Annotated in this window: 30 protein-coding genes and 2 riboswitches; all 30 genes read left to right on the forward strand. The window is 45.2% G+C overall.

What is annotated here, in order from left to right; genetic code table 11:
- Positions 1–19: 19 nt before the first annotated feature.
- The 30 genes from BVI01S_RS03195 to cysP all read left to right on the forward strand — a co-directional run bounded on the left by BVI01S_RS03195 (position 20) and on the right by cysP (position 26,262).
- A complete protein-coding gene (locus BVI01S_RS03195; RefSeq protein WP_034760685.1) occupies positions 20–1,156 on the forward strand; it encodes a sensor histidine kinase in 1,137 nt (378 codons plus the stop codon).
- On the forward strand, positions 1,153–1,752 hold the full coding sequence (locus BVI01S_RS03200) for a response regulator transcription factor (protein WP_061809213.1): 600 nt from the start codon (positions 1,153–1,155) through the stop codon (positions 1,750–1,752). Before BVI01S_RS03195 ends, BVI01S_RS03200 begins: the two co-directional genes overlap by 4 nt.
- A 268-nt stretch (positions 1,753–2,020) precedes the next feature.
- Positions 2,021–2,128: riboswitch (TPP riboswitch) on the forward strand.
- A gap of 118 nt (positions 2,129–2,246) precedes the next feature.
- The gene (tenA, locus tag BVI01S_RS03205) at positions 2,247–2,954 is read left to right on the forward strand and encodes a thiaminase II (RefSeq protein WP_061809309.1); all 708 of its coding nucleotides are present in this window, start codon (positions 2,247–2,249) and stop codon (positions 2,952–2,954) included.
- Positions 2,947–3,525, forward strand: coding sequence for an ECF transporter S component (locus BVI01S_RS03210; RefSeq protein WP_034759152.1), 579 nt, complete (start codon positions 2,947–2,949; stop codon positions 3,523–3,525). The genes tenA and BVI01S_RS03210 overlap by 8 nt, the downstream gene beginning before the upstream one ends.
- A gap of 14 nt (positions 3,526–3,539) precedes the next feature.
- On the forward strand, positions 3,540–4,967 hold the full coding sequence (locus tag BVI01S_RS03215) for an ABC transporter ATP-binding protein (protein ID WP_244886853.1): 1,428 nt from the start codon (positions 3,540–3,542) through the stop codon (positions 4,965–4,967).
- The gene (locus BVI01S_RS03220; RefSeq protein ID WP_061809215.1) at positions 4,964–5,767 is read left to right on the forward strand and encodes an energy-coupling factor transporter transmembrane component T family protein; all 804 of its coding nucleotides are present in this window, start codon (positions 4,964–4,966) and stop codon (positions 5,765–5,767) included. The genes BVI01S_RS03215 and BVI01S_RS03220 overlap by 4 nt, the downstream gene beginning before the upstream one ends.
- Positions 5,757–6,398, forward strand: a complete 642-nt coding sequence (locus BVI01S_RS03225; RefSeq protein ID WP_061809216.1) for a thiamine phosphate synthase — start codon at positions 5,757–5,759, stop codon at positions 6,396–6,398. The genes BVI01S_RS03220 and BVI01S_RS03225 overlap by 11 nt, the downstream gene beginning before the upstream one ends.
- The gene (thiO, locus tag BVI01S_RS03230) at positions 6,382–7,479 is read left to right on the forward strand and encodes a glycine oxidase ThiO (protein ID WP_061809217.1); all 1,098 of its coding nucleotides are present in this window, start codon (positions 6,382–6,384) and stop codon (positions 7,477–7,479) included. The genes BVI01S_RS03225 and thiO overlap by 17 nt, the downstream gene beginning before the upstream one ends.
- A gap of 4 nt (positions 7,480–7,483) precedes the next feature.
- Positions 7,484–7,687 carry a sulfur carrier protein ThiS gene (thiS, locus tag BVI01S_RS03235; protein ID WP_034759167.1) on the forward strand — a complete coding sequence of 68 codons (204 nt, stop codon included), beginning with the start codon at positions 7,484–7,486 and terminating at the stop codon, positions 7,685–7,687.
- Between the two features lies 1 nt (position 7,688).
- Entirely contained in the window at positions 7,689–8,453 is a 765-nt protein-coding gene (locus BVI01S_RS03240) for a thiazole synthase (RefSeq protein ID WP_034759170.1), read from the forward strand.
- Complete coding sequence (locus BVI01S_RS03245; RefSeq protein ID WP_034759172.1) at positions 8,450–9,472, forward strand: thiazole biosynthesis adenylyltransferase ThiF; 1,023 nt, start codon at positions 8,450–8,452, stop codon at positions 9,470–9,472. The genes BVI01S_RS03240 and BVI01S_RS03245 overlap by 4 nt, the downstream gene beginning before the upstream one ends.
- Positions 9,473–9,488: 16 nt before the next feature.
- Positions 9,489–10,298: a bifunctional hydroxymethylpyrimidine kinase/phosphomethylpyrimidine kinase gene (thiD, locus tag BVI01S_RS03250; RefSeq protein ID WP_061809218.1), complete on the forward strand. Its 810-nt coding sequence runs from the start codon at positions 9,489–9,491 to the stop codon at positions 10,296–10,298.
- Positions 10,295–10,939: a thiamine phosphate synthase gene (thiE, locus tag BVI01S_RS03255; RefSeq protein ID WP_061809219.1), complete on the forward strand. Its 645-nt coding sequence runs from the start codon at positions 10,295–10,297 to the stop codon at positions 10,937–10,939. The genes thiD and thiE overlap by 4 nt, the downstream gene beginning before the upstream one ends.
- 105 nt (positions 10,940–11,044) lie before the next feature.
- On the forward strand, positions 11,045–12,430 hold the full coding sequence (locus BVI01S_RS03260) for an L-cystine transporter (protein WP_061809220.1): 1,386 nt from the start codon (positions 11,045–11,047) through the stop codon (positions 12,428–12,430).
- 172 nt (positions 12,431–12,602) lie between these two features.
- Positions 12,603–13,376: an SDR family oxidoreductase gene (locus BVI01S_RS03265; protein ID WP_034759182.1), complete on the forward strand. Its 774-nt coding sequence runs from the start codon at positions 12,603–12,605 to the stop codon at positions 13,374–13,376.
- A gap of 33 nt (positions 13,377–13,409) precedes the next feature.
- Positions 13,410–14,639 (forward strand): acyl-CoA dehydrogenase family protein, encoded by a 1,230-nt coding sequence (locus BVI01S_RS03270; RefSeq protein ID WP_061809221.1) that lies wholly within the window; start codon positions 13,410–13,412, stop codon positions 14,637–14,639.
- A 19-nt stretch (positions 14,640–14,658) separates the two neighbouring features.
- Complete coding sequence (locus tag BVI01S_RS03275) at positions 14,659–15,408, forward strand: SDR family NAD(P)-dependent oxidoreductase (protein ID WP_061809310.1); 750 nt, start codon at positions 14,659–14,661, stop codon at positions 15,406–15,408.
- Positions 15,409–15,454: 46 nt separating this feature from the next.
- A complete protein-coding gene (locus BVI01S_RS03280) occupies positions 15,455–17,050 on the forward strand; it encodes a long-chain-fatty-acid--CoA ligase (RefSeq protein ID WP_061809311.1) in 1,596 nt (531 codons plus the stop codon).
- Between the two features lie 34 nt (positions 17,051–17,084).
- The gene (locus BVI01S_RS03285; RefSeq protein WP_061809222.1) at positions 17,085–17,651 is read left to right on the forward strand and encodes a TetR/AcrR family transcriptional regulator; all 567 of its coding nucleotides are present in this window, start codon (positions 17,085–17,087) and stop codon (positions 17,649–17,651) included.
- A gap of 78 nt (positions 17,652–17,729) precedes the next feature.
- A complete protein-coding gene (locus BVI01S_RS03290; RefSeq protein ID WP_061809223.1) occupies positions 17,730–18,146 on the forward strand; it encodes an acyl-CoA thioesterase in 417 nt (138 codons plus the stop codon).
- Positions 18,147–18,162: 16 nt separating this feature from the next.
- Positions 18,163–19,245, forward strand: coding sequence for a phosphotransferase family protein (locus BVI01S_RS03295; RefSeq protein WP_061809224.1), 1,083 nt, complete (start codon positions 18,163–18,165; stop codon positions 19,243–19,245).
- Positions 19,246–19,258: 13 nt separating this feature from the next.
- Positions 19,259–20,032 carry an enoyl-CoA hydratase/isomerase family protein gene (locus BVI01S_RS03300; RefSeq protein ID WP_061809225.1) on the forward strand — a complete coding sequence of 258 codons (774 nt, stop codon included), beginning with the start codon at positions 19,259–19,261 and terminating at the stop codon, positions 20,030–20,032.
- A gap of 11 nt (positions 20,033–20,043) precedes the next feature.
- Complete coding sequence (locus BVI01S_RS03305) at positions 20,044–21,018, forward strand: quinone oxidoreductase family protein (RefSeq protein ID WP_061809226.1); 975 nt, start codon at positions 20,044–20,046, stop codon at positions 21,016–21,018.
- A 26-nt stretch (positions 21,019–21,044) separates the two neighbouring features.
- Entirely contained in the window at positions 21,045–22,220 is a 1,176-nt protein-coding gene (locus tag BVI01S_RS03310; RefSeq protein WP_061809227.1) for an acyl-CoA dehydrogenase family protein, read from the forward strand.
- A gap of 21 nt (positions 22,221–22,241) precedes the next feature.
- The gene (gene fabG, locus BVI01S_RS03315) at positions 22,242–23,000 is read left to right on the forward strand and encodes a 3-oxoacyl-ACP reductase FabG (protein ID WP_061809228.1); all 759 of its coding nucleotides are present in this window, start codon (positions 22,242–22,244) and stop codon (positions 22,998–23,000) included.
- 24 nt (positions 23,001–23,024) lie between these two features.
- Positions 23,025–23,474, forward strand: a complete 450-nt coding sequence (locus BVI01S_RS03320; RefSeq protein ID WP_034759205.1) for a MaoC family dehydratase N-terminal domain-containing protein — start codon at positions 23,025–23,027, stop codon at positions 23,472–23,474.
- On the forward strand, positions 23,471–23,875 hold the full coding sequence (locus BVI01S_RS03325) for a MaoC/PaaZ C-terminal domain-containing protein (RefSeq protein ID WP_034759207.1): 405 nt from the start codon (positions 23,471–23,473) through the stop codon (positions 23,873–23,875). Before BVI01S_RS03320 ends, BVI01S_RS03325 begins: the two co-directional genes overlap by 4 nt.
- 166 nt (positions 23,876–24,041) lie before the next feature.
- Positions 24,042–24,147, forward strand: a riboswitch (SAM riboswitch).
- Between the two features lie 77 nt (positions 24,148–24,224).
- A complete protein-coding gene (locus BVI01S_RS23050; RefSeq protein ID WP_224519933.1) occupies positions 24,225–24,380 on the forward strand; it encodes a YezD family protein in 156 nt (51 codons plus the stop codon).
- Between the two features lie 103 nt (positions 24,381–24,483).
- A complete protein-coding gene (locus tag BVI01S_RS03330; RefSeq protein WP_061809229.1) occupies positions 24,484–25,182 on the forward strand; it encodes a phosphoadenylyl-sulfate reductase in 699 nt (232 codons plus the stop codon).
- 15 nt (positions 25,183–25,197) lie between these two features.
- The gene (cysP, locus tag BVI01S_RS03335) at positions 25,198–26,262 is read left to right on the forward strand and encodes a sulfate permease (protein WP_034759212.1); all 1,065 of its coding nucleotides are present in this window, start codon (positions 25,198–25,200) and stop codon (positions 26,260–26,262) included.
- Positions 26,263–26,299 lie beyond the last annotated feature (37 nt).

Consider the following 26,299-nt stretch of genomic DNA (forward strand, 5'->3'; position numbering starts at 1 on the left):
AGAGGTATTCAGCGTGCAAATGCCGAAAAAATTAATCAATATTCAAAGAGGTTCAGGTATTTCCCCCTACATATGGAGTATTATCAGCATTCTGCCATTTTACTTTATCTTTCAATCTTCTTCTACGATTGAAATTGCGGTGGGGATTTTCTTGACCATTACATTTTTTATTTCCTTACGTTTTGCTTTTATCTCGAAAGATTGGCCGGTTTATTTATGGACATCGATATTGATTGCGATTTCCATCACCATGACCATCCAGTTTAATTTTATTTATTTCGCCTTTTACATTGCATACTACAACGGGAATATAAAGAACCGGGTTGCATTTTTGACCCTTTACATCATTCATCTTGTCCTGACGACGGCATCGATCAATTATAATTTCGTGCTGCAGGACGAATTATTCCTTTCCCAGTTTCCCTTCATCCTGATTATCTGGATCAGCGTCATCCTGCTTCCGTTCAATATTTATAATCGGAATAAACAGGTTCAGCTGGAAGACCAACTGGAAGATGCTAATAAGCGGATATCGGACCTTGTCAAACAGGAAGAGCGTCAGAGAATTGCCAGGGATCTGCACGATACACTTGGTCAAAAGCTTTCATTGATCGGACTGAAAAGTGACCTCGCGAGAAAATTGGTATACAAGAACCCGGAGCAGGCAAGAAGTGAATTACAGGACGTCCAGCAAACGGCAAGAACCGCATTAAGTGAGGTCAGGACGATGGTCTCCCAGATGAGGGGGATTCGATTGAAAGATGAAATCGTCAGGATCAAGCAGCTGTTGAAGGCTGCTGAAATTGAATTCCGGATGACTGATGACACCACCCTTCCTCAGACATCACTCTTTCTGGAAAACATCTTAAGCATGTGCTTGAAAGAGGCCGTGACCAATGTGGTGAAACATAGCAAGGCTTCCACCTGTGAATTGATCATCGAGGAATCGGATAAAGAGATGACCATTGTGGTGAAGGATGATGGTGTGGGGATCGGGAGTGACTATACTCAGTCCAAAGGCAGTGGTCTGATCGGGATGAGAGAGCGGTTGGAATTTGTCAACGGAAGCCTTGACATCGTTTCGGTGGATGGTACCACCTTGATCATGCGGGTTCCGAAAGTAATCAAGCAGACAGACAGGGAGGGAATGGAATGATTCGGATTGTGATTGCGGAAGATCAGCGAATGCTGTTGGGCGCATTAGGGTCTCTACTGAGCCTGGAGGATGATATGGAAGTGGTTGGAAAAGCAGGCAATGGAGAAGAAGCCATTTCCCTCGTTCATGAACTGAAGCCGGATATTTGTATCATGGATATTGAAATGCCTGAAAAGACGGGACTTGAAGCGGCAGAGGAATTAAAAGGGAAAGATTGTAAGGTGATCATCCTTACCACCTTTGCCAGATCAGGCTACTTTCAGCGGGCATTAAAGGGTGGCGTGAAAGGGTATTTGTTGAAGGACAGTCCGAGTGAGGAGCTTGCGAACTCTATCCGGCTTGTGATGGATGGTAAGCGTATCTATGCACCGGAGCTGATGGATGATGTCTACAGCGAAGAAAATCCACTCACAGACCGTGAAAAAGAAGTCCTCGAGCTCGTTGCCGATGGAAAGAACACTAAGGAAATCGCCGATGAACTAAAGCTTAAAACAGGTACGGTCAGGAACTATATCTCCACCATACTCGACAAGCTGGAAGTGAAAAACCGAATCGAAGCCATCACACAATCCAAAGAAAAAGGATGGTTTAAATAAAAAGAGGGACGGACCTTTTTGAAGGTCCGTCCCTCTTTTTATAATTTTGCATGATATTGAATGTTTATTTGGATTTGATCGGGATGTAGAAACGAACTGACGAAATTTTTAATAAAAAAATATATCATAACATTTAACCTGCTCCACCTTTTGCTGTCATTGAGTTCGACAGCCATATGGAATCCCATTAAGAATGATGGTATTGTTTTTTTATGTTGACAAGTCAATGAATCATGATACGATAGCATCGAAAACAAAATTTCATAAGACGATCCACTAGGGGTGCCTTCGAAAAGGCTGAGATTAAAGTGTGACTTTAAGACCCTTTGAACCTGATCTGGTTGAGACCAGCGTAGGGAAGTGGTGTTTGACGGTCACATAGAATATAATTCTATTATTCTGATCTCAAGCCACTTTCTGTATGCTGTATGCATAATGGAAAGTGGCTTTTTTTGTTGCCCATTTCGGGTCGTCTGGAAAAGGAGCAGGAAATCATGACATTTTCAACAGTGTTACGAAACGAAGTCAACGACATTTGGGGCGCAAGTTTCGATCATCCTTTTGTCAAAGGGATCGGGGATGGGACTCTCCCCATCGAGAAGTTCAAGTACTACCTCTTGCAAGATGCCTATTATCTTTCACATTTCTCGAAGGTGCAGGCGCTTGGTGCTGCAAAAGCATTGGACTTACATACCACATCACGAATGGCATCCCACGCTGTAGGAACCAATGAAGCAGAGCTTTCTCTTCATGAAAATTTCTCTAAACGATTAGGGATCACGGATGATGAAAAAAAGAATTTCAAACCGGCTCCTACGGCGTACGCTTATACGTCCCATATGTATCGTTCCGCAAGATATGGGGGCTTAGCTGATATCCTGGCGGCAATCCTCCCATGTTACTGGCTCTATTATGAGATCGGCGAACGCTTGAAATCATGCACGCCGGAACAACCGGTGTATCAGGAATGGATTAAGGCATACGGCGGGGAATGGTTTAAAGAGTTAGTGGAGGAACAAATCAATAGGCTTGATGAATTGGCAGAAACAATGACCTTACACGATAAAGAAAGAATGAAAGAAAATTTCATTATGAGCAGCATCTATGAATGGCAGTTTTGGGAGATGGCTTACACCCTGGAAAAATGGCCGTTTCAGAATGCACTGGATGCAGGAAAAGAAATGAGCGAACACCATGTCTAAATTAAAACTGACCGATATTTTAGTGACGGTGGTCATTTCCATCATGTTCGGGGTCATTTATAAGCTTTGGGGTCCATTTTATAACCTGTTGAAGCCGATCGGGTTGCATGCAGATCAACTCATCTATGGAATGTGGTTCATGGCGGCCACCGTAGCATTCTTGATCATCCGAAAACCCGGTGTCGCCCTTTTAGCCGAAATCGCAGCTTCTTCAGGAGAGTTTCTCATGGGCTCTGAATGGGGACTCGAGGTCCTTTTATTCGGAGTCATTCAAGGGTTAATGGCAGAATCGGTTTTCTTCCTGACGAAATACAGACGCTATGATCTTTCGATTATCTGTTTTGCTGCGTTCGGTTCCGCATGGGGATCCATCTTCATGGATTACATGAAAGGGTATATGGGAGATTTAGTCCTTTGGAATCTGTCATTGTTTATCTTTGCAAGATTACTGGGATCGATTGTCATTGCAGGTGCAGGATCATTTTATTTGGTCAGGGCCCTTGAGAAAACCGGAGTCACAAGTCTGGTCAGACGTGCAAGTGAGGATGATTACGATGTATTGAACCAGTAAAGGGGGTGATGCTTATGCATGTCGAAAACCTTGGACTTACCTATCCCGGAACAGGGAAACGGATGTTTAATGAAGTCAGTCTTTCTATCAATGAAGGGGAGAAAGTATTGCTATTGGGTCCATCAGGATGCGGGAAGTCAACACTATTACATGTTTTATCCGGAGTGATCCCCCGCTCCGTCGATGTTCCCATGAGAGCTGCAAAATTGGAGGTATCTGATTCTTATGGCTATGTATTTCAAGATCCGGATTCGCAATTTTGTATGCCATTTGTGGATGAAGAATTAGCCTTTGTGCTGGAGAATTTACGGATTTCCCGTGAAGAGATGAAAGAGGAAATACAACGGCTGCTATCGGAGGTGGGACTGGAACTTGAGGATCCCCATACGAAAATCTCAACATTATCAGGAGGCATGAAGCAGAAATTGGCCATTGCTTCTGCGCTTGCACTTAGACCCGATACCTTGTTCCTGGACGAACCGACTTCATTATTGGATGAGGAAAGTACAAAGTCTGTCTGGAAGACAATCAAAGAAATCGGTTTAGATAAAACCCTGGTGATCGTTGAGCATAAACTTGATCACGTTCTTGACATGATCGATCGAATCATTCTTTTCGATGCCGATGGAACCATCAGGGCTGATGGAGCGAAAGAGTGGATCCTGAACCAATACAAGGGTACGTTGATGAACTTTGGTGTGTGGTACCCGGGCGCATGGGAGGAATATCTGTCATCCCGCCAGATGAGGGAAAGTCCCTCATTCGGACCTGTGATTGTAAGAATGGAGGACTTTAAAGGCTATATTCAAAAGAAAGAGAAGATTCACCTGCCCTATGCGGTGATTCGCAAAGGGGAATGGATTGCTGTTACAGGAAGGAATGGGGCAGGGAAATCAACGTTACTCCACAGCTTAATGAAATTCAACCATACTAGCGGGACGTACGAATTAAACGGAGTACAGATGAAAGGGAAAAAGATTTCTCAAGAGTGTGCCTTCGTTTTTCAAAATCCCGAATTACAGTTTGTCACCCATTCCGTTTTTGACGAAGTGGCCTATGGTTACCGGCTAAAGGATTTGAGCGAAGAAAGCATAGAGAGAAAGGTTTATGAGCTACTCCAGCGATTCAACCTTCGTTCATGTAAGGGACAACATCCTTATTCGTTATCCGTGGGTCAAAAACGCAGACTGAGTGTTGCAGCTTCCATCGTTCCCAGTAAGGAGATTCTGTTATTGGATGAACCAACTTTCGGACAGGACGCTCACAATACATTTGAATTGCTCGAAATGCTTCTTGAGTTACAGAGTGAAGGTGTCACCATCTTGATGGTGACTCATGATATCAGAATCACCCAACACTATGCGACCAGGATATGGACCGTCGAAGAAGGAAGAGTGGTTCAAGATGCGGATGTAGAAGCATCGAGGAGTGAAGCATTATGAACATGGAATTAGTTCATAAACACACCTGGCTACATCGCATTAACCCGAGTATGAAATTGATCGTAATGATTGCGCTTTTTCTGTTTTTACTATTCGTTCATTACCTGAACTGGCTCGTGTATTTGACCTTGTTCACTTTCCTTTTATTGTGGTCATTCTCTGGATATTCAAAGAGGTTAGTGACGCTGATGGCCATGCCATTTTTCCTTGTCTTTCTCTCTACGGCATCTTCGATGATCATGTTTGGGAAAGGGGAGACGACTTGGTTTACCTGGGGGATGGTCCATGTGACAGAGGAAAGTTTTTATAGGGGGTTTCACATTGGTTTAAGGGCATTCCTATTCGCTGTTTTAGGCCTAATGTTTGCTCTGACGACAAGACCTGTCCTCCTGTTTTATTCACTTATGCAGCAATTGTGCCTTAAGCCGAAGTACGCTTATAGTTTTATGGCCGGTATAAGGCTGATCCCTATCATGATGGAAGAATTCACCACCATTCGGAATGCACTGAAAGTCAGGGGCAACCGTGAACGAACAGGCTATAAGAAATTTTTTCATACCATAGAGTCTTATTCCATTCCCTTGCTGGCACAAAGTATCAGGAGGGCTCACAGAATTGCAGTTGCCATGGATACGAAAGGCTTTGATGGTGAGAGGGAGAGAACCTATTTCTACAAAGTCGGATTTTCAAAATTTGATAGCTATTTTATGGGGAGCATCATACTCATGGTTTCCGTAAGTTACATTCTTTCTATTTATCTACCACTATTTCCGACGGGAGATGTTCGCTATGGAAATTGAAAACAGAAGACGGCTACATGTCATTTCCACTGGTCAGCATTCAAGTGAAGTATTGGTGGAAATCTCGAAAACCATCCACCCCTATATCGATATGCTTCATATCCGTGAAAGGAGTTGGACAGCTGGGGAGTTGATTGAAACCGTTGATGAATTAACAGCTGCTGGTATTCCATTAAGAAAGCTGTGTATCCATGATCGTGCAGACATCGCTTGGATGAAACATGTGAGAGGAGTCCAGCTTTCGCAGCATAGTGCTCCTGTTGCTCTTGTGAAGGAACATTTTCCATCTTTGAAGGTCGGTTCATCGGTGCACAGCATGCAAGAAGCACTTTGGGCATGTGACGAAGGAGCCGATTTTCTCCTATATGGGAATATCTATGAAACAACGTCGAAACCAGGGAAGCAAGGCACAGGGATTATCAATTTGGAAGACATCGTTTTGAACATTCCCCTTCCCATAATCGCCATCGGGGGTATTACGCCCGGACGGGTTGAGGGCATTTTGAGAACCGGGGCAAAAGGTATCGCGGTATTATCAGGAATCTTTCTTTCAGAAGATCCCCTTGAAGCAGCACGGGCTTATTATATGGCGATCCATAAGGAGGTGAAACAGCTTGGAGAAAGCATATGATGTGGTGATCGTAGGGGGAGGTGTAATCGGCTGCTCGATTCTGTACCAGCTTTCCAAAAGAGGAAATAAAGGATTGCTGATTGAGAAGGAACAATTGGCATCCAGAGCCTCAAAAGCTGCAGCGGGGATGCTAGGGGTCCATACGGAACTCAATGGGGGAAGCCCCCTCTATCGCCTGGCGCAGAAAAGCAGGAATATGTACCCTGCCCTTGCACAGGAATTAAAAGAACTAACCGGTATGGATATAGAGTATATGGAAAATGGAATGATCAAACTGGCAAGGACAGAGAAAGAGGCACAGACGTTAGTAAGTGTTGCTTCCAAAATGGATCAGGACGAAGGGGTTGAATGGCTATCCTCTCCAAAACTATCAACCTTCGAACCTTATCTCTCTAAGCAGGCAATCGGCGGTTTGTACATTCCGCGTGACGGGAACGTGTCGGCCGCAAAGCTGACAAAAGCACTGGGCCACGCGTCAGTCAGACTAGGGGCTGATATCAAGGAGTATACGGAAGTCCATGACTTTATTGTTGAAGGAAGCAGGATAGTGGGAGTCCAAACATCGATTGGCCCCTATTATGCATCTGAAATCATCGTTGCAGGCGGTGCGTGGAGTCAATCACTACTGGAGAGAGTCGGCTTGACACTTCACTCTTTTCCAGTTAAAGGTGAATGCTTTTCGGTGAAATACTCCAGGAAATTGACGGAGAGGACCATTTTCACCGAGGGCTGCTACATTGTTCCAAAGGTGGGTGGCCGATTTTTAATAGGAGCAACAGAACATGCGCACACCTTTGATGAAACCATTTCCGTTAGTGGAATGATGAGTTTAATGCAGAAAGCTACAGATATTTTACCAGACCTGATCCATGCCGATTGGGAAAGAGCCTGGTCAGGGATACGGCCTCAAACAAAAGGAGGACTGCCTGTCATCGGAAGAAGCGAAAGCTTTGAAGGGCTTTCCATTGCAACGGGCCACTACCGGAATGGCATCCTCCTTGCTCCCATAACGGGAGTCATGATGGCAGACCTGATGGAAGGCAAAGAGAATTCATTACTACATTCACACATGGGGAGTTGAGAAAGTGGAATTAAGGATTAATGGACAGCTGGTAACCGTGCCAGACACAGTCAAGACGATAGACGATCTTATACACCATTATAAATTGAAGAACCGTACAATCATGGTCGAAAAAAATCACATTATATTACGGGCATACGAGCATGAAAAGGCAACAGTTGAAAATGGAGATACCATTGAATTGGTCCAATTTGTAGGAGGCGGTTGATATGTTGAAAATCGGAAATTATACATTTCATTCAAGATTATTGTTAGGGACAGGGAAGTATCCTGATTTTGATATCCAGAAGGAAGCGGTGGAGGTTTCTGGGGCAGAGATTCTTACGTTCACGGTAAGGAGAATGAATATATTCGAGCCTAGTCAACCCAACTTCCTGGAAAAACTCGACTTGGAGAGCTACTCATTATTACCGAACACGGCTGGCGCAAAAACTGCTGGGGAAGCGGTGCGGCATGCACAGTTAGCCAGGGCATCGGGAATTTGTGACATGATCAAGGTGGAAGTAATCGGTTGTGATAAAACACTATTGCCGGACCCGGTTGAAACCCTGAAAGCAACGGAAGAACTGCTCAAAGAAGGATTTACGGTCCTCCCATATACTTCCGATGATGTAGTTCTTGCGAGAAAATTGGAAGAGTTGGGCGCACATGCCATTATGCCCGGTGCATCCCCGATCGGATCGGGGCAGGGAATTGTGAACCCCGTAAACCTCCGTTTCATTATTGAGCAGGCAAAGGTACCGGTCATCGTTGATGCTGGAATCGGTTCTCCTGCTGATGCCGCTTATGCTATGGAACTGGGTGCAGATGCTGTGTTGCTGAACACGGCGGTATCACAGGCGAAAGATCCTGTTAAAATGGCCAATGCCATGAGGCTCGCAATCGAAGGTGGCCGTTTTGGATATGAAGCCGGAAGAATCCCTCAAAAGCCCTATGCTTCAGCGAGCAGCCCGATGGAGGGGATGAGTGTTTGAATGAGGAGAGATATTCAAGACAAATTTTATTTTCACCCATTGGAAGTGAAGGTCAGGAAAGAATAAGGGATAAACATGTACTGGTCATTGGAGCAGGAGCTTTGGGCACGGGAAACGCAGAAATCCTCGTTCGTGCCGGCATCGGAAAGCTGACGATCGTGGACCGGGATTACGTCGAATGGAGCAATCTGCAGCGACAGCAGCTTTACAATGAGGAAGATGCAAAAAGTCGACTACCGAAGGCGATCGCTGCCAAAAAGAGATTGGGGGAAATTAATTCAACAGTTGATATCGAAGCACATATTCTCGATGTCATGCCTGAAGAGTTAGTGAACTTGGCCATGGGTGCAGATCTGATCATCGATGCTACAGATAACTTTGAAACGAGGATGATCATAAATGATGTATCTCAAAAATATTCCATTCCCTGGATCTATGGAGCATGTGTGGGGAGCTATGGCATTTCATTCAGCATTCTTCCCGGTGTGACACCTTGCCTTTACTGTTTAATCGATGAAGTTCCGATAGGGGGCTTGACCTGTGATACAGCAGGAATCATCAGTCCTGCCGTCTCACAGGTGGTCGCCCATCAAACGACAGAGGCACTAAAAATGTTGGTGGAAGATTATGAATCTCTCAGCCATAGGGTCGTCTCTTTCGATTTATGGAAAAATGAACATACGTCTCTTGATGTAAGGAAGTTGAAAAAAGAAGAGTGTCCCTCGTGTGGTGTTCATCGAATGTACCCAAGTCTTCGATATGAGAATCAAACGAAAACGGCCGTCCTATGTGGACGGGATTCCGTGCAAATCCGGCCAGCGTCAAGGCACTCTGTTAATCTCTTGGACATTTCAAAAACACTTGAGAACCAGGGCAAGCAAGTGGAAAGGAACCCTTATTTGATCAGGTTCAAGGTCGATTCCCTCCAAATAGTTTTATTTTATGACGGACGGGCGCTTATCCATGGAACGAAAGAAATGAAGGAAGCAAAATCAATTTATCATCGTTATTTTGGTTGAAAGAGGAGCGTGACAGATGGTATATAAAGCATTGACGATTGCAGGGTCGGATAGCGGTGGCGGCGCCGGGATTCAGGCGGATCTAAAAACGTTTCAAGAGTGTCATGTTTATGGGATGTCTGCCGTAACAGCCGTGACAGCTCAAAATACAAAAGGGGTGCAGGGTGTATTTCCATCGTCGGCATCAGAAGTCTTGATACAATTGACGTCCATTAATGAAGATTTGCCACCCGAAGCCGTAAAAACCGGAATGTTGGTGAATGATGAGATCATTGCTTCTGTTGCGGATTTCGCAAGCATCTCCGGATGGGAGAAGCTTATAGTGGATCCTGTGATGATTGCGAAAGGGGGAGCTTCTTTATTAGGAGAAAAATCCATTGAAGCGTTGATCAATCGTCTGATCCCGGTTGCTTACGTCATCACACCCAATATCCCTGAAGCAGAAGCTTTAACGGGAAGAGAGATACGGGATGTTGGTGATTGCCGGAAAGCTGCTGAGGACCTATACGAGATGGGGGCCAAACATGTGATCATTAAAGGCGGTCACCAATCACAATCTCAATCATCTTATGCGATTGACATTCTTTATGACGGGAAAGAATTCTTTGAGTTTACAAGTCCAAGAATTTCTACTCCCCATACGCATGGAACGGGCTGTACGTTCTCTGCGGTCATCACGGCAGAATTGGCAAAAGGGAACACCGTCTTTGATTCAGTCCATACTGCCAAGGGATTTATTACAGCTGCCATCTCACATTCACTCGGCATCGGGAGTGGACATGGGCCAACGAATCATTGGGCCTATCATGAAGGAGTCAATCTATGAATCTTAGAGACTCCTTAAAGCTATATTTCGTGATGGGCAGTCAAAATTGTGAAAGATCTCCTGTCGATGTATTGGAAGAAGCACTCTCGGGCGGGGTTACCATGTTTCAATTTCGGGAAAAGGGGACTCGCTGTCTGGAGGGAAAGCCCATGATGGTACTGGCTCTTGAACTCCAGCATGTATGTCAAAAGTACAAGGTTCCCTTTATTATCAATGATGATGTGGAGCTGGCTTTGAAAATGGGTGCAGATGGTGTACATATAGGACAGGAGGACGAATCAATCGGAGCGGTCCGAAAGAAGTTAGGTGATAAAATACTTGGGATTTCCGCTCATAATGTGAGGGAAGCACAACTCGCTTTAGAATCGGGAGCGGATTATCTGGGTGTGGGTCCCATGTTTCAAACTACAACTAAGAATGATTGCAGACCCGTCCAAGGACCAAAGGTGATTGAATCAATGAGAAAAACGGGGATTCACCTCCCCGTGGTCGGAATTGGAGGCATCCATTCGGGAAATGTCCATAAAGTAATGGAAGCAGGCTCCGATGGTGTGGCTGTCATCTCGGCGATTTCAAAACATCCTGAGCGTACTCATACTCTCTTTCAAGGGGTTCAGGATAGTGTGTTAAAATCTTTCTAGAAAATCACCGGACAAAAACAACATATCCTGCCCTCCTCTATCATACGATACAGTAGACCCCGGTCTAACTTGTATCACCATCATCGATAAGAGGGAGGGTTTAGAATGAATGTCTGGTTTGTTTTGTTGAACATTTTGGTGTTTCTTGTTCTCATTGGTGTACTATTTCATATGCAAAGAAAAAATGTTTCGTTTTCAAAACGGGTGTTTGCCGCACTCGGACTGGGAATTGTTTTCGGTCTCGGTTTACAGTGGGTGTATGAGGCAGGTGATGAAAATGTCACCCAATCGATTGAATGGTTCAATATTGTGGGAACGGGTTATATTAAGCTGCTTCAAATGATTGTCATGCCACTTGTATTCGTATCGATCCTTTCAGCCTTTTCAAAATTAAAACGATCTTCCAATCTAGGGAAAATTTCAGTATTGATCATCGGATTGCTTGTCGGTACGACTGCCGTCGCGGCTGCAGTAGGTATTGCGACAACTGCAGCATTCGACCTGGAAGCCATCCAAATTGATCAAGGAAATGCCGAAGCGGCAAGGGGTGTTCAGCTGGAGGAGAGGGCAGCGGCTTTAGAAGGCCAAAGCTATCCTCAAAAAATCCTGGAACTCCTGCCTCAGAATCCTTTCCTTGATTTAACCGGAGAAAGAGCCACGTCGACCATAGCTGTTGTAATTTTTGCAGCCTTCATCGGCATCGCCTATTTAGGGGTTCAGCGAAAGGAACCTGAAGCGGCGGAATTTTTCAAGAAAATCGTGGATTCCATCTATGCTGTCGTAATGAGAATTGTGACCCTGGTATTGAGGCTGACGCCATTCGGTGTGCTGGCCATCATGGCGAAAACAGTCGCACTGAGTGATTTCGATGCCATCATGAAACTTGGTGAATTTGTAGGGGCGTCCTATGTTGCCCTTATTATCATGTTCTTGATCCATTTAATCCTATTGACGCTTACAGGACTGAATCCGGTCACATACGTGAAAAAAGTACTTCCCGTATTGGCTTTTGCCTTTACCTCAAGATCCAGTGCAGGGACGTTGCCCCTTAATATTCAAACCCAGAAAAATAAACTGGGTGTTTCTGAAGGGATCGCCAACTTTTCGGGATCTTTTGGATTATCCATTGGGCAAAACGGATGTGCCGGCGTTTACCCGGCTATGCTTGCCGTCATGATCGCACCTACGGTTGGCATCAATCCTTTTACCCCAACATTTATTTTTACGCTCATTGCCATTGTTGCCATCAGCTCCTTCGGTGTCGCCGGAGTTGGCGGCGGTGCCACATTTGCCGCTATCCTCGTCCTTTCTGCCATGGACCTGCCGGTTGCGTTAGCGGGTCTTCTGATTTCAATCGAACCTTTAATCGACATGGGCCGGACAGCCGTTAATGTGAGTGGTGCCATGACATCTGGAATCATCACGAGTAAGGTAACGGGAGAACTGGATACGGAAACCTATAATAAAGAAATGATCGAAGCTGAAGCTTAAATGCCGGGCCGGCTCATTTTTGATGAGCCGGCTTTTTTATTGGAAAAGGAAATTTCACATGTTTTTGAGTGTTTATGATTGAAAATTCAGACTATATTCTTTACTATAGAGGTAACATACCGACCGGTTAGTATCTTGGTGTGTGAATGACTTGAAAGAGGGAGGCAGGAATATGCATGTAAAGGAATTGTTTGATTTATCCGGTAAGGTGGCACTGGTGACTGGTGGAGGCAGGGGTCTTGGAAAGCAGATTGCAACCTGTTTTGCGGAAGCAGGAGCAAATGTTGTCATCTGTTCAAGAAATGTAGAAGCATGCGATGAAGTCAAAAAGGATTTAGAGGGTATGGGTGTACAAGCACTTTCCTTTCAATGTGATGTCACGGATCCGGAAGACGTCGCGAGGGTTGTGGATGAAACCCAAAAGGCATTTGGACGAATTGACATCCTGGTGAATAACAGCGGTGCTTCATGGGGCGCTCCTGCAGAAGAAATGCCCCTCGAGGCATGGCATAAAGTCATGAACGTAAATGTGAACGGGACCTTCATTATGTCACAGGCGGTAGGAAAGCTGATGTTAGCACAGAATGAAGGGAAAATCATCAATATCGCGTCTGTAGCGGGTCTTCAAGGAACGGACCCAAGATATATGGATGCCATCGGCTATAGTACAAGTAAAGCAGCAGTCATCAACTTCACCAAGGATCTTGCCGTGAAATGGGGCTCTCGCGGAGTCCATGTTAACGCAATCGCACCAGGCTTCTTTCCGACAAAAATGTCAAAGGGGATCCTCTCCCATGCCGGGGAAGCCATTTTAGAAGGTACGCCGTTAAATCGATTCGGAAGCGAAGATGATTTAAAAGGGGCGGCTCTTTTCCTTGCTTCCCGTGCCTCTGATTTTGTAACAGGTTCGGTCCTTGTGGTGGATGGCGGCTCCTCAGCGATGTAACCCGATTATTTTTAATAAGGAAGGATGGATGTCATGGAGTTCTCCTATTCTCCAAAAGTACAAGAATATCAAAATAAACTATCCCGCTTCATGGAAGAGTTCGTATACCCGAATGAATCCCTTTATGAACAGCAATTAAACAGGCAGGATACCCGATGGAGTTCAGTCCCTCCCATCATGGAAGAATTAAAAACCGAAGCAAGGAAACAAGGGTTATGGAACTTATTTCTACCAGAAAGTGAATATGGGGCTGGATTAAGTAATGTGGAATATGCACCGCTTTGTGAAATCATGGGAAGGTCTTTAATCGGCCCGGAAGTATTCAACTGCAACGCTCCAGATACTGGTAATATGGAAGTGTTGGAGCGGTATGGCACCCCTGCCCAAAAGGAGCGATACCTGATCCCCCTCCTGAATGGTGAGATCCGCTCCTGTTTCTCGATGACGGAGCCCGAAGTCGCTTCATCCGATGCCACAAATATCAAGGCAAGCATCGTTCGAGACGGGGATGAATACGTCATCAATGCCAGGAAATGGTGGTCTTCCGGTGCTGGGGATCCCCGGTGCAGCTTCTCCATCTTAATGGGGAAAACAGACCCTGATGCAAGACGACATGAGCAGCAATCGATGATCATTGTCCCTTTGGACGCGGAGGGTGTGAAAATTGAACGGATGCTTCCAGTCTTTGGATACGATCATGCTCCTCATGGTCATGGAGAAATCACCTTTACCGATGTGCGGGTGCCCCTGGAAAATATGATCTGGGCGGAAGGGAAAGGTTTTGCCATTGCCCAGGGGCGATTAGGTCCAGGGCGGATCCATCATTGCATGCGTTTGATCGGAGCAGCGGAAAGGGCGCTTGAAGAATTATGTAAGCGTGTTCAAAACAGGGGAGCATTCGGAAAGACGCTCTCAAGTCAGGGGGTCGTCATGGAATGGATCGCTGATTCACGTATTGAAATCGAGCAGGCACGCCTTCTGACCATGAAAGCCGCTTACATGATGGATACCGTCGGAAATAAAATGGCCAAACAGGAAATCGCCATGATAAAGGTAGCGGCCCCTTCCATGGCATTACGGGTGATAGACCGGGGCATTCAGGCATTTGGGGCTGCCGGGGTATCAGGGGACCATTCAATGGCCGCACAATGGGCAAATGCCCGCACATTACGGCTTGCCGACGGGCCTGATGAAGTACATCGTGCCCAACTAGCAAAATTAGAACTTAGAAAATATCAAAAAGCCTCTCCGGTAGAGAGCTAGGAAGAGAGAGTGATTGCATATGAGGCTATCGGGTAGGGTTTCGATCATCACTGGAGGAGGCGGTGGAATAGGACGTGCGACCGCTTTAAGATTTTCTGACGAAGGGGCGAATGTCGTCGTGGCAGATCTGGATGAATCGAGGGGGGAGGAAACGGTAAGGCTCATCAGGGAAAAGAATGGGCATGCGATGTATGTAAGGACGAATGTAAGAGACAGTGAAAGCATGCAGGAGCTCGTACATAATACGGTCGAGCATTTCGGGAGTCTGGATATCCTCGTGAACAATGCCGGAATCGGTCAGTCGGAAGTCAGGAGTGTCGATTTGGAAGAAACGGAATGGGATGATGTCCTTGATACCAACTTAAAGAGCATCTTTCTGGGAATGAAACATAGCATACCGGAACTGATGAAAAAAGGCGGGGTCATCGTGAATGTTTCAAGTCTTCTGGGTTTAAAGGGGAGGAAGTACGTATCCGCTTATAATGCGGCAAAAGGCGGAGTGGTATTGTTGACGCAAAATGCCGCATTGGAGTACGGAAAAGAAGGAATCCGGGTAAATGCTGTAGCTCCGGGTGTCATCGATACAAACATCATTGAAGGATGGAAGAAGGATGAAAGGAAATGGTCGGTGATTTCTCAATCGAATGCCCTCAGAAGGATTGGAAACCCGGATGAAGTGGCCTCCGCCATCTTGTTCCTGGCATCGGATGAAGCCTCCTTTATCACCGGATCCACATTATCTGTAGATGGTGGTGGGTTGATCTATTAGGACCATGCAGTGGCAGCTGAATAATCAAAACGGAAGGAATGATTTTGTGACAACTAAATCCTGGCACGTTCATTATCCTGAATCGTTCGACACAGATATTCCAGCAATTGATTTCTCAATACCCCATATGCTCCAACAAACTGCTTCGGGGTACCCTGAGCATCCTTGTATAAGCTTCTATCAAAAGCGCATGACGTATCGTGAACTTCAAGATGCCGTCACAATGTTTTCCTCGTCCCTCCAGCATATCGGGACGAAGAAAGGAGACCGGGTTGCCATCATGCTCCCTAACTGTCCCCAATATGTCATTTCTTATTATGGGATCCTTACCACTGGCGGAATTGTTACCCAGGTTAATCCAATGTCTGTAGAAAGGGAACTCATTCATTTACTGAATGACTCCGGTGCGGAGACGATCATTGTATTGGACCGCTTTTATCCCATTATTCAATCCATTCAAAAGGAAACCAAGGTGAAAACGATCATTGTCGTCAGCTTCCAAGGGGAGGATCATGAGACGGATTACACGTTTGATGAATTTTTGAAGCTTGGGGACGGTCGGGTTTCACCCATTTCAATAGAGCCGGAAGATGTGGCGGTCCTTCAATACACAGGTGGAACCACCGGCGTGTCCAAGGGTGTGATGCTCACACATAGCAATATCCTTTCAAATGTCATGCAAAGTCAGCGCTTTTTTAAAGAAAGCATTCAAACAGGGGAAGAAAGAAGTCTGAGTGTAATTCCCTTCTTTCATGTATTTGGAATGAATTCATGCATGAATCTTTCCATCTATACAGCAAATGAAATGATCCTGCTGCCACGTTTTGAGCTCTCAGAAGTATTATCAACCATTAAGAGGGAGAAACCCACATTATTCCCTGGAGTGCCGACCATGTATGTGGCGATTACGAATCACCCTTCTGCTGAAGACTATGGGATTCATTCGATCAAGCTTTGTAACAGCGGCAGTGCCCCCATGCCTGTTGAACTCTTAAATCAGTTCGAGAAGAAAACAGGGGCAAAGATATTGGAAGGGTATGGTTTATCCGAAGCCTCGCCGACAACCCATTGCAACCCCGCTTTCGCAGAAAGAAAGCCTGGAACTGTCGGAATCGGCCTCCCGTCTACGGATTATAAGGTAGTGGATATAGCGACCGGCATGAAGGAAGTACCTCCGGGAGACATTGGGGAGCTGATCATCAAAGGTCCCCAAGTCATGAAGGGGTACTGGAATTTACCTGAAGAAACCGCCAATGCCCTTCGTGACGGATGGCTATACACAGGAGACATTGCCCGTATGGATGATGAAGGGTATGTATCGATAGTGGATCGAAAGAAAGATATGATCATTGCTTCAGGATATAACGTGTATCCCCGGGAAGTGGAAGAAGTCATTTATGAACATCCCTCTGTACAGGAAGCGGTCGTAATCGGGGTCCCTGACTCCTATCGTGGAGAAACCGTGAAAGCCGTGATTGTCCTTAAGGGTGGGGAAAAGGTGTCAGAACAGGAATTGATGGGGTTCTGTCAGGAGAATATGTCTTCATTCAAAGTCCCGAGGATCATTGAATTCCGGGATGAACTTCCAAAGACGAGTGTAGGCAAGATTTTAAGAAGGGCCCTCCGGGAAAATGTGATATAATTCAGGGGATATTTGCAGATTGAGGGGACTTCATATGAAAGAAAAAATGACAGAGCAAGCAGTTCGATTATTTGATCAAAAAGGCTTTACCGTCACGTCCATTCAGGATATCGTTGAATCGATCGGGGTGACAAAAGGAACATTCTACTATTATTTTTCCAGTAAAGAAGAGCTTCTAAAGGAAATTCATTTGAGATATATCGATGCCTTATTGTCCAAGCAGGAAAGAATACTGGAAGATGGGAGTAAATCTTTCCGCGAGAAACTTTTTGACATCATTCATCTTTCCATCGTGGACATCAAAGAACAGGGTGCCAGTGCCAAAGTGTTTTTCAGGGAGATGAGACACTTAAGCCATGAAAGTGTGGACCAAATCGAACCCAAGCGGGATATGTACCGATACAATATCGAAAAGCTCTTGAAAGAAGGAAGAAAGTCCGGGGATTTCCGAAACGACTTTGATGTTTCCGTTGTAGCCTTCGGTATACTTGGGATGATGAACTGGAGCTATCAATGGTATAAGCCTGATGGGGCGAAGACGGATGAAGAAATCGCAGGCACGTTTGTCGATATGGTCTTGAAAGGGATTCAAACACAATAGAGGGGGAAGCGGTTATAGCATTTCCTCCTCCTCTAACATACCGACTGGTTAGTATTTATAATGGAAGAAGGCGGATAAATGGATTCTATCACCGTAAGAAGTAGATTCTGCGAAACTGATGCACTGGGGCATATTAACAATACCACTTACTTTGTCTATTTAGAGGAAGCGAGAATTAAATTCTTTCAAACAATCGGATTCGATATGGACGTGAAGGATTGGCAGTTTATCCTGGCTTCCACCAAATGTGATTTCGTATCACAGGGTTATTTCAATCAAGAACTTGTCATCACCACCGATGTTTCCAAAATCGGATCCAAGAGTTTTCAGTTAGACCATGATATCCTGTGTGCGGAGACTCATCAACTGATCGCAAGGGGAAATGCGGTCATTGTATATTTTGACTTTCAGGAACAACGGAGCAAAGCAATCCCTGATCTGTTAAAAGCTCAGTTAAACAATCATTTTCGTTCTGAGAAAACTGAATATTCTTGAATCTAGGAGGGGTAACATGGCGGAGCGAATGGAATATGAAACGGTTTCAGTTCGAAAAGGAGAAGAATTAAATAAAAGGAAATTACATGACTTCCTGGTTGAGCATTTTCCTGATTTGCAACGAGAAAAGTTGAGCATTAAACAGTTTTCTGCAGGTCACTCAAATCTAACGTATTTGCTTTCAATGGGAGAATGGGAAGGGGTTTTAAGACGTCCTCCCTTAGGGCCCGTCGCACCGAAGGCACATGATATGAAAAGAGAATTCAGGATCCTTTCAGAGGTCCACCCTTTATTCGACGTTACACCAAAACCCTATGTATTCTCCGAAGATGAAGGGATAGTCGGAAGCCCATTCTTCATCATGGAACGAAAAAGGGGGGAAGTATTCGATACATCATTTCCCCCGCATCTGAATGTAACGCCTGAGGTGTGCAAGAAAATCTCGGAAGAAATGGTTTCAAGAATGGTTGAGCTTCATTCCATTGACCATACCAAAACCTCACTACATGAAATCAGTAAACCCGAACACTTTATGGAGAGACAGGTTCACGGGTGGATCAATCGCTATGAACGTGCGAAAACCAGTGAGATTCGTGATGTAGAACATCTCACACAGTGGTTGATCAGAAACGTTCCGGAAAATGCTGAGTCCACGATCATTCATTATGACTTTAAATTAAACAATAGTATGTTTTCTGAAGACCTGACATCCATGGTGGGATTATTCGATTGGGAGATGGCTACCGTCGGAGACCCCCTTGCAGATCTGGGTGTCGCCATGGGGTATTGGATCCAGCAAGATGATCCTGAATTGTTAAAGTACGGTCTCGGGAAGCCTCCAGTGACCATCATGGACGGTTTTTACAGCAGAAGAGAGTTCATTGAAAAATATGCCGAAAAAAGCGGCAGGGACGTAAATCACATTCATTTCTATTTGTCTTTTGCCTACTTTAAGCTGGCGGTTATTGTGCAGCAAATTTATTACCGTTTTAAGATGGGTCAGACAAATGATGCCCGTTTTTCCGGGTTCGATCGGTTTGCCGAGTCTTTAATTACCCTGGGTAATCAGGCAGCATTTGATTCCAGGGAACAAATATAAGGGGATGAATGCTATGCAATCATTATTAGTCGAAATGAATGACCGGGTGTTGAATGTTACCTTGAATCGACCAGACAGCTTAAACTCATTTGATGAGAATATGCTTACCGGATTGATAGAAGCGGTAGAAGAGGCTGGGCGGAATCAGGAGATCCGGGCGATCGTGATCCGCGGTGCCGGAAGGTCATTTTCTGCTGGTGGCGACGTGAAAACGATGGGAAGTGCCACATCAGCCCAAGTCTATGAACATATCGGAATACTGAATTCATGTATCAAAGCCATCAAAACAATAGAAAAGCCGGTCATTGCCTCCGTCCATGGTTTCGCCGCAGGTGCCGGATTTAATTTAGCATTGGCCTGTGATCTAATCATTGCATCGGAAACAAGTCAATTTGCACTGAGCTTTTCCAAAGTAGGGCTCATTTCGGATGGAGGGGGTTCTTATTTTCTCCCACGGTTGATCGGCCCTCATCTTGCAAAGGAGTTCTTTTTTACCGGAGAACCTGTTTCTGCCAGGAGAATGTATGAATTAGGGGTGATTAACAGGCTGGTGTCCGCTGATCATCTGGAAGAAAAAACATATGAGCTGGCTTCTACACTCGCTTCGGGTCCAAGCAAAGCCTACGGCATGATGAAAAAAATGATTGATCGTTCATTCACCACTACCCTGGATGAAATACTGGAGCAGGAAAGAATCACTCAAACCCTGATGATTTCAACGGAAGATCATGTAGAAGGAGTTTCAGCGTTTAAAGAAAAAAGGACCCCCTCTTTTTCGGGGAATTAGGAGGAGTATAGATGAAAGCGATCCAATTTAGGGAGTTCGGTGGTCCTGTTGTGTTGAAGAATGTGGACATTGATATGCCTTCACCCCGTGGGAGGGAGGTATTGATCAAAGTGCATGCCTCTGCTGTCAATTATGCTGATACGGCCAGGAGAGAAGGTCAATATGTGGTAAAGACCCCCCTTCCTTACATTCCCGGTGCGGAAGTGTCAGGCATCGTAACCGAAGTCGGAGAAGATGTGACCAGGATCAAAAAAGGAGACCGGGTCGTAGCGATGATGGATTCAGGCGGGTATGCAGAATATGCCATGACAGATGAACGATCCATCATCCCCCTTCCATATGGCTTGGATTTTAAAGAAGCGGCTGCAATACCTGTACAGGGACTGAGTGCGTATCATATTTTGAAAACACTTGGGAGACTCGAGCAGGGTGAGACGGTCCTCATTCATGCTGCTGCAGGTGGTGTAGGGCTCTTAGCCGTTCAACTCGCAAAGCGATTCGGTGCAGGTAAAGTGATTGCCACTGCAAGCACCGAGGAGAAGCTTCGCTTAGCAGAAGATATGGGAGCAGATGTACTGGTCAATTATACAGAGGAAGAATGGGAGAAAAAAGTTCTGGATGCTACAAGTGGAAAGGGTGTGGATCTTGCGCTGGAGATGGCAGGTGGTGACGTCTTTTACAAAACATTAAAATGCCTTGCCCACTTCGGGAGAATGATCATCTACGGTGTAGCAAGCGGGGAGCAAAGCAGATTCTATCCCTCTTCCTTAATGGCAAAGAATCAATCGGTCACCGGCTTTTTCCTTCCTCCTCTGATGAGGGACACCGAGTTGACCCAAAAAACTCTTCATGAAATCTTTCATTACGTGGCGAACGGAGATTTAAAGGTCACAGTGGGGCACGTGTTCCCATTGGAAGAAGCGGCAAAGGTCCACTCCCTCATGCAGGGAAGACAGACAGTGGGAAAAGTTATCCTGCAGCCATAATTTTATCTTATTAGGGGGGAATAAAAATGAACTTACGCTTGTCAGATGAACAAAAGATGATCCAAAAGACCATCCGGAAATTTGTAGAGAAAGAATTGATTCCTTTAGAAAATGAAGTGTTGCGAAATGAAAGGGAGGGAAAGCCCAGCCTCTCTCCTGAAAAAAAGAAAGAGCTGCAAATGAAGGCCAAGGATGCAGGTTTCTGGGGAATCAACACTCCCGAGGAATACGGAGGGGCTGATCTCGGTCAAATGATGATGGCCATCGTCTATATGGAAATCTCCAAGACCTTTGTTCCGTTCTCCTTTGGAGGATATGCGGATAACATTCTGTATTACGCCAACGATGAGCAGAAGAAAAACTATTTGATACCGACAATCAATGGAGAAAAGAAATCATGTTTTGCCATGACCGAACCCGGAGCGGGATCTGATACCCGTAATATCCGGACCACAGCCGTGAAAGACGGAAACGAATGGATATTAAATGGTGAGAAAACGTTCATTACCGGTGGAAACGAAGCAGATTTCGTCATGGTCATGGCCGTGACGGATAAAGAAAAACATCGTCGGACAGGTCGGGAAGGAGTCACTTGTTTCATCGCCGATCGAAGCATGGGCTGGAAATCCGAATATATCCATACAATGGGGGAATGGGGCCCGGCAAGTCTTTTTTTTGATGATGTAAGGGTTCCTGAAGAGAATATCCTTGGTGAAATTGATGGCGGCTACAATCTGGGATTGGAGTGGATCGGATTTGCCCGCTGGATTGTAGGGGCCCAGGCGGTGGGAGCAGCAGAACGACTTCTTCAAATGGCCATCGACTATTCGAAAGAAAGAGAAACATTTGGAAAACCTATCGCGGACCGGCAGGCGATTCAGTGGCAGATTGCGGATTCAGCCGTGGAAATTGAAGCGGCCCGTTGGCTCGTGTTAAATGCAGCATTCACACTCGATCAAGGGGAAGACAATCGTCACGTTGCGTCGATGGCCAAGCTATATGGATCCAATATGGGGAATCGGGTCGTAGATCGCGTCCTCCAGATCCATGGTGGTATGGGCTATACAAGAGAGCTGCCGATCGAACGATGGTACCGGGAGGCAAGGTTATGGCGCATTTATGATGGAACCGATGAAATTCAAAAACTGATCATTTCAAGGAACTTATTAAAAGGTCATGTGAAACTTGGGCAATTTGTATAAACAGAAGAGGAGGCAGACGAAATGGGAGAGCGATTCAGAGGAAAAGTGGCTTTGGTTACAGGTGGAAGCAGAGGGATCGGCAGGTCGATTGCCGGATTACTGGCTGAAGAAGGGGCCAAGGTGGCCATCATCGACGTGAATGAGGATGCGTTGAATGAAGCGAGTGAGGTATTTAAACAATATGAATTGTATACAAAAGTGGTAAATGTCGTAGAATCCAGGGAAGTTGAAAATGCGATGAAGGAAGTATATGAATCCTTTGGCTCCCTGGACATTGTGGTGAATAATGCAGGGGTCATCAGGGATAATCTGTTATTCAAAATGACCGAAAACGATTGGGAGACGGTCATGGATGTGCATTTAAAGGGTTCATTCAATGTTGTGAAGGCAGCCCAACAATACATGGTCAAACAAAAGTACGGACGCATCATCAATATTTCATCCACCTCAGCATTGGGAAATCGCGGGCAGGCAAACTACGCAACGGCTAAAGCAGGTCTTCAAGGCTTGACGAAAACCCTTGCCATAGAACTTGGTCCATTCGGAATCACCACGAATGCTGTAGCACCGGGCTTTATTGAAACCGATATGACGAAAGAAACCGCTAAACGGATCGGGATCACTTTCGAGCAATTAGTGGAAGCAAGTCTCCAGGGAATCCCTGTTGGAAGAAGCGGGGCTCCTGAAGATATTGCAAATGCCGTCGCTTTTTTTGCAGATGAAAAATCTTCATTCGTCAATGGTCAGGTTCTCTACGTTGCTGGAGGGCCGAAAGCCTGAATAAAGAAGAAAGGGGTGAAGAATATGTTTGAATCCTATATCGGAAAGAGGTCTACTCCCACACGAAATGCAGTGGAAAGAGGTGCGATTCGGAAATTTGCAGATGCCATTGGCGATCCCCATCCCCTTTATGTGGATGAAGATGCCGGGAAGTCCTCCTCTTATGGGGTGAACATTGCCCCTCCCACCTTTCCGAGAGTGTTCGACTTTGGTTCGATTGAAGGCTTTCATTTACCGAATGTTGGGTTGATCCACGGTGAACAATCCTTCCATTATGAAAGACCTTTGAAGGTTGGGGAAACGATTCAATGCTATACGGAAATAAAAGACTATTATGAACGGGAAGGTACCGGGGGGAAACTGGGGTTCCTTGTCATTGAAGATGTCGGTGAAGATTCTCGTGGGGGAAGAATCTTCACTTCCCAGGCGATTATCATTATCACAGAAGAAGTCAGAAAGAGGTTGAGTAAATGACAACATTACAATCATTCGGAATAGGAGATACACTTACCCCGGTTGAACTCGCTCCGGTCACAAGGATGGACTTGATCAAATACGCAGGAGCTTCCGGAGACTATAATCCGATACACACCATCGATGATGAAGCCTTGAAGCTGGGTCTTCCAGGAATCATCGCTCATGGAATGTGGACGATGGGCAATGTGTCCAAACTTTTCAGCCCACACTATGAGGAAGGCTTTATCCAGGATTACTCGGTACGATTTAAAGGGATGGTCATGTTACATGATGTGGTTACTTTACGGGCAGAATTGACGGACAATCAGGGTAACCTCCTTCATTTTAAGGTTTTAGCCACAAATCAAGCCGGGAAGAAAGTAATTGAGGGTAACGTCGTGTTTAGAATGCTTGAATAGTTACGCAATGCTTTATGAAAAATTGTCGTAGATCCACCCCCAATCGAATAAACATATTATGGAATGATGTTTGAATAAAATAAGACAAAAGACATAAATCCGATCGAAAAACTCGGGTTGACTTCTGCTGTAATTGTGATATTATTTAGAATATTAAAATGAATAACTCTTATCCAGAGTGGTGGAGGGATCTGGCCCTGCGAAGCCCAGCAACCTACGTATTGTAAGGTGCTAATTCCAGCAAAATGTGAAGTCATTTTGGAAGATAAGGTAACCTTACCTGAACAACTTTCCAAAATGGGAAGTTGTTTTTTTCTGATCTGGATAAGAAGAAAATTGGGGGTATCATGTGAAAAAAGAGAAGAACCAGCATGTACAGTTTGACTTGGTTGCAGAGAAAATCCAGTCCATGCTTGAAACCATGAGCTTTGGTTCGATCACGATTATCGTACAGGATGGAAAAGTCATTCAATTAGAGAAAAATGAGAAAGTCCGAATTAAATAAGCTGACTAGACAAACTAGAGGCGCGTAGCAAAGATATAGGGACTCCTTATATTTTGTTACCGCCTCTTTTTCTATGGATAAGCATCAGGGAATGGGGTGTACTATGTTAACGTATCAGACTTGGAAACAGCCATCTGTGGAATTTGAAGTGGATCCGGTCTATAAAGGCGCGTTGGAGGTCCTGAAATGGACATATGATCATTATGGTGACGAGGTTGTATATGCGTGCAGTTTCGGGATAGAAGGCATTGTGCTTATCGATCTCATATCCAAGGTGAAACCGCAGGCGACCATTGTATTCCTTGATACAGGGGTTCATTTCAAGGAAACGTATGAAATCATTGAGAAAGTGAAGAAGACGTATCCCGCGTTGACCATCCATATGAAAAAGCCTCAGTTGACCCTCAAGGAGCAGGCAGAGGCATATGGGGATAAGTTATGGGAAACCAAACCAAACCAATGCTGTCAAATTCGGAAGCTTGACCCGTTAAAAGAAACATTATCCAAGGGGCACGCATGGATTTCAGGATTAAGGAGGGAACAATCTCCAACAAGACAACACGTTGAATTCATTAATAGAGATGACAAATTTCAATCCGTCAAAATCTGTCCGTTGATTCACTGGACGTGGAAGGAGATCTGGCGTTATAGCCATAAACATAATCTTTCTTATAATCCACTTCACGATCAAGGGTATCCGAGCATTGGCTGCTTCCATTGCACTACGCCGGCTACTGATGTCAATGATCTTCGCTCCGGAAGATGGAAAGGAAAAGGAAAGACAGAATGCGGTCTCCATTAGAAAGGGTGACGGTCTTTGCTTGAAATCTCGGCCCTTCTGATCAGCTTGTTCTTCGCCATGAACATTGGTGCCAGCGGAGCGGCAGCCTCAATGGGAGTGGCATATGGTGCAGGCGCAATAAAGAACATCCAGACAGCGCTATGGATATGCGCGGCAGGTGTGCTGAGTGGGGCGGTTCTGGGTGGTGGAGAGGTTGTAAAGACAATCAGTTCAGGGATCATCCCACAGAATCTATTGTCGATTAAGATCGTTCTCATTATTTTGTTATCCGCAACGATTTCATTGTTTCTTGCGAATGTGATCGGCATTCCGCTGTCTACGAGTGAAGTAACGGTTGGCGCAGTTGTAGGAGTCGGGGTAGCCTATCAGGTTCTGTATGTAAAATCACTTATTACGATCATGTCTTTCTGGGTAATCGTCCCTGTCATCGCCTTTTTCGTAACCTGGCTTGCGGGATTGGGTTTAGTTCAGCTTGGAAAGCGGGGGTATCATTTTGATAAGCAGTGGCTTGCTTATCTGTTGATCATCGCCGGATTCTTTGAAGCTTTCTCAGCAGGCATGAATAATGTTGCCAATGCAGTTGGTCCATTGGTCGGTGCCGGTTTGATCTCACCCACACGTGGAATCTTGATTGGTGGTGCATTTGTTGCACTGGGAGCTGTTTTACTGGGAAAGAAAGTAGTCGAAACAAACGGCAAGAAAATTACGCAATATTCTAAAGCTGAAGGAATTGTCATTTCCTCAACAGGAGCCTTCCTCGTCATCTTGAGCTCTCTGTATGGATTGCCGATCCCTCTGACACAGGTTACGTCCTCTTCCATCATTGGTTTGGGTGTAGCTAAAAACGGCAAGCACATGCTGCAAAAGAAAATCGTCAAAAAAATCGTCAAAATCTGGGTGGTATCCCCCTTGATTTCACTCAGTATTTCATACTTTTTGGTCAAATTGTTAATCGATAGTGATCTGTACTCAATTGTCGTACCGATAAGCGTCATTATTGCCACAGTAGGTGCGTTGTCCCTGATGAGGGTCATTAATGAGGAAAGACGGTCTGTCCATGAAGATGGAGGGGGCATTTGAATTTAATTCCGATTAAACAAATATGTTAAGGAGGATA

The organism is Rossellomorea vietnamensis NBRC 101237, assembly GCF_001591825.1.
In the GTDB taxonomy this organism is placed as follows: domain Bacteria; phylum Bacillota; class Bacilli; order Bacillales; family Bacillaceae_B; genus Rossellomorea; species Rossellomorea vietnamensis.

What these genes read in the sequence shown, in the direction of transcription:
- BVI01S_RS03305 (WP_061809226.1), top strand. Translation starts at nt 20,044, where the DNA reads ATGAAAGCGATCCAATTTAGGGAGTTCGGTGGTCCTGTTGTGTTGAAG.
- thiE (WP_061809219.1), top strand. Translation starts at nt 10,295, where the DNA reads ATGAATCTTAGAGACTCCTTAAAGCTATATTTCGTGATGGGCAGTCAA.
- BVI01S_RS03220 (WP_061809215.1), top strand. Translation starts at nt 4,964, where the DNA reads ATGAACATGGAATTAGTTCATAAACACACCTGGCTACATCGCATTAAC.
- BVI01S_RS03210 (WP_034759152.1), top strand. Translation starts at nt 2,947, where the DNA reads ATGTCTAAATTAAAACTGACCGATATTTTAGTGACGGTGGTCATTTCC.
- fabG (WP_061809228.1), top strand. Translation starts at nt 22,242, where the DNA reads ATGGGAGAGCGATTCAGAGGAAAAGTGGCTTTGGTTACAGGTGGAAGC.
- BVI01S_RS03195 (WP_034760685.1), top strand. Translation starts at nt 20, where the DNA reads ATGCCGAAAAAATTAATCAATATTCAAAGAGGTTCAGGTATTTCCCCC.
- BVI01S_RS03265 (WP_034759182.1), top strand. Translation starts at nt 12,603, where the DNA reads ATGCATGTAAAGGAATTGTTTGATTTATCCGGTAAGGTGGCACTGGTG.
- BVI01S_RS03310 (WP_061809227.1), top strand. Translation starts at nt 21,045, where the DNA reads ATGAACTTACGCTTGTCAGATGAACAAAAGATGATCCAAAAGACCATC.
- BVI01S_RS03290 (WP_061809223.1), top strand. Translation starts at nt 17,730, where the DNA reads ATGGATTCTATCACCGTAAGAAGTAGATTCTGCGAAACTGATGCACTG.
- BVI01S_RS03225 (WP_061809216.1), top strand. Translation starts at nt 5,757, where the DNA reads ATGGAAATTGAAAACAGAAGACGGCTACATGTCATTTCCACTGGTCAG.
- BVI01S_RS03275 (WP_061809310.1), top strand. Translation starts at nt 14,659, where the DNA reads ATGAGGCTATCGGGTAGGGTTTCGATCATCACTGGAGGAGGCGGTGGA.
- BVI01S_RS03320 (WP_034759205.1), top strand. Translation starts at nt 23,025, where the DNA reads ATGTTTGAATCCTATATCGGAAAGAGGTCTACTCCCACACGAAATGCA.
- BVI01S_RS03325 (WP_034759207.1), top strand. Translation starts at nt 23,471, where the DNA reads ATGACAACATTACAATCATTCGGAATAGGAGATACACTTACCCCGGTT.
- BVI01S_RS03295 (WP_061809224.1), top strand. Translation starts at nt 18,163, where the DNA reads ATGGCGGAGCGAATGGAATATGAAACGGTTTCAGTTCGAAAAGGAGAA.
- BVI01S_RS03240 (WP_034759170.1), top strand. Translation starts at nt 7,689, where the DNA reads ATGTTGAAAATCGGAAATTATACATTTCATTCAAGATTATTGTTAGGG.
- tenA (WP_061809309.1), top strand. Translation starts at nt 2,247, where the DNA reads ATGACATTTTCAACAGTGTTACGAAACGAAGTCAACGACATTTGGGGC.
- BVI01S_RS03215 (WP_244886853.1), top strand. Translation starts at nt 3,540, where the DNA reads ATGCATGTCGAAAACCTTGGACTTACCTATCCCGGAACAGGGAAACGG.
- BVI01S_RS03330 (WP_061809229.1), top strand. Translation starts at nt 24,484, where the DNA reads ATGTTAACGTATCAGACTTGGAAACAGCCATCTGTGGAATTTGAAGTG.
- BVI01S_RS03260 (WP_061809220.1), top strand. Translation starts at nt 11,045, where the DNA reads ATGAATGTCTGGTTTGTTTTGTTGAACATTTTGGTGTTTCTTGTTCTC.
- BVI01S_RS03270 (WP_061809221.1), top strand. Translation starts at nt 13,410, where the DNA reads ATGGAGTTCTCCTATTCTCCAAAAGTACAAGAATATCAAAATAAACTA.
- BVI01S_RS03200 (WP_061809213.1), top strand. Translation starts at nt 1,153, where the DNA reads ATGATTCGGATTGTGATTGCGGAAGATCAGCGAATGCTGTTGGGCGCA.
- BVI01S_RS03300 (WP_061809225.1), top strand. Translation starts at nt 19,259, where the DNA reads ATGCAATCATTATTAGTCGAAATGAATGACCGGGTGTTGAATGTTACC.
- thiD (WP_061809218.1), top strand. Translation starts at nt 9,489, where the DNA reads ATGGTATATAAAGCATTGACGATTGCAGGGTCGGATAGCGGTGGCGGC.
- BVI01S_RS03285 (WP_061809222.1), top strand. Translation starts at nt 17,085, where the DNA reads ATGAAAGAAAAAATGACAGAGCAAGCAGTTCGATTATTTGATCAAAAA.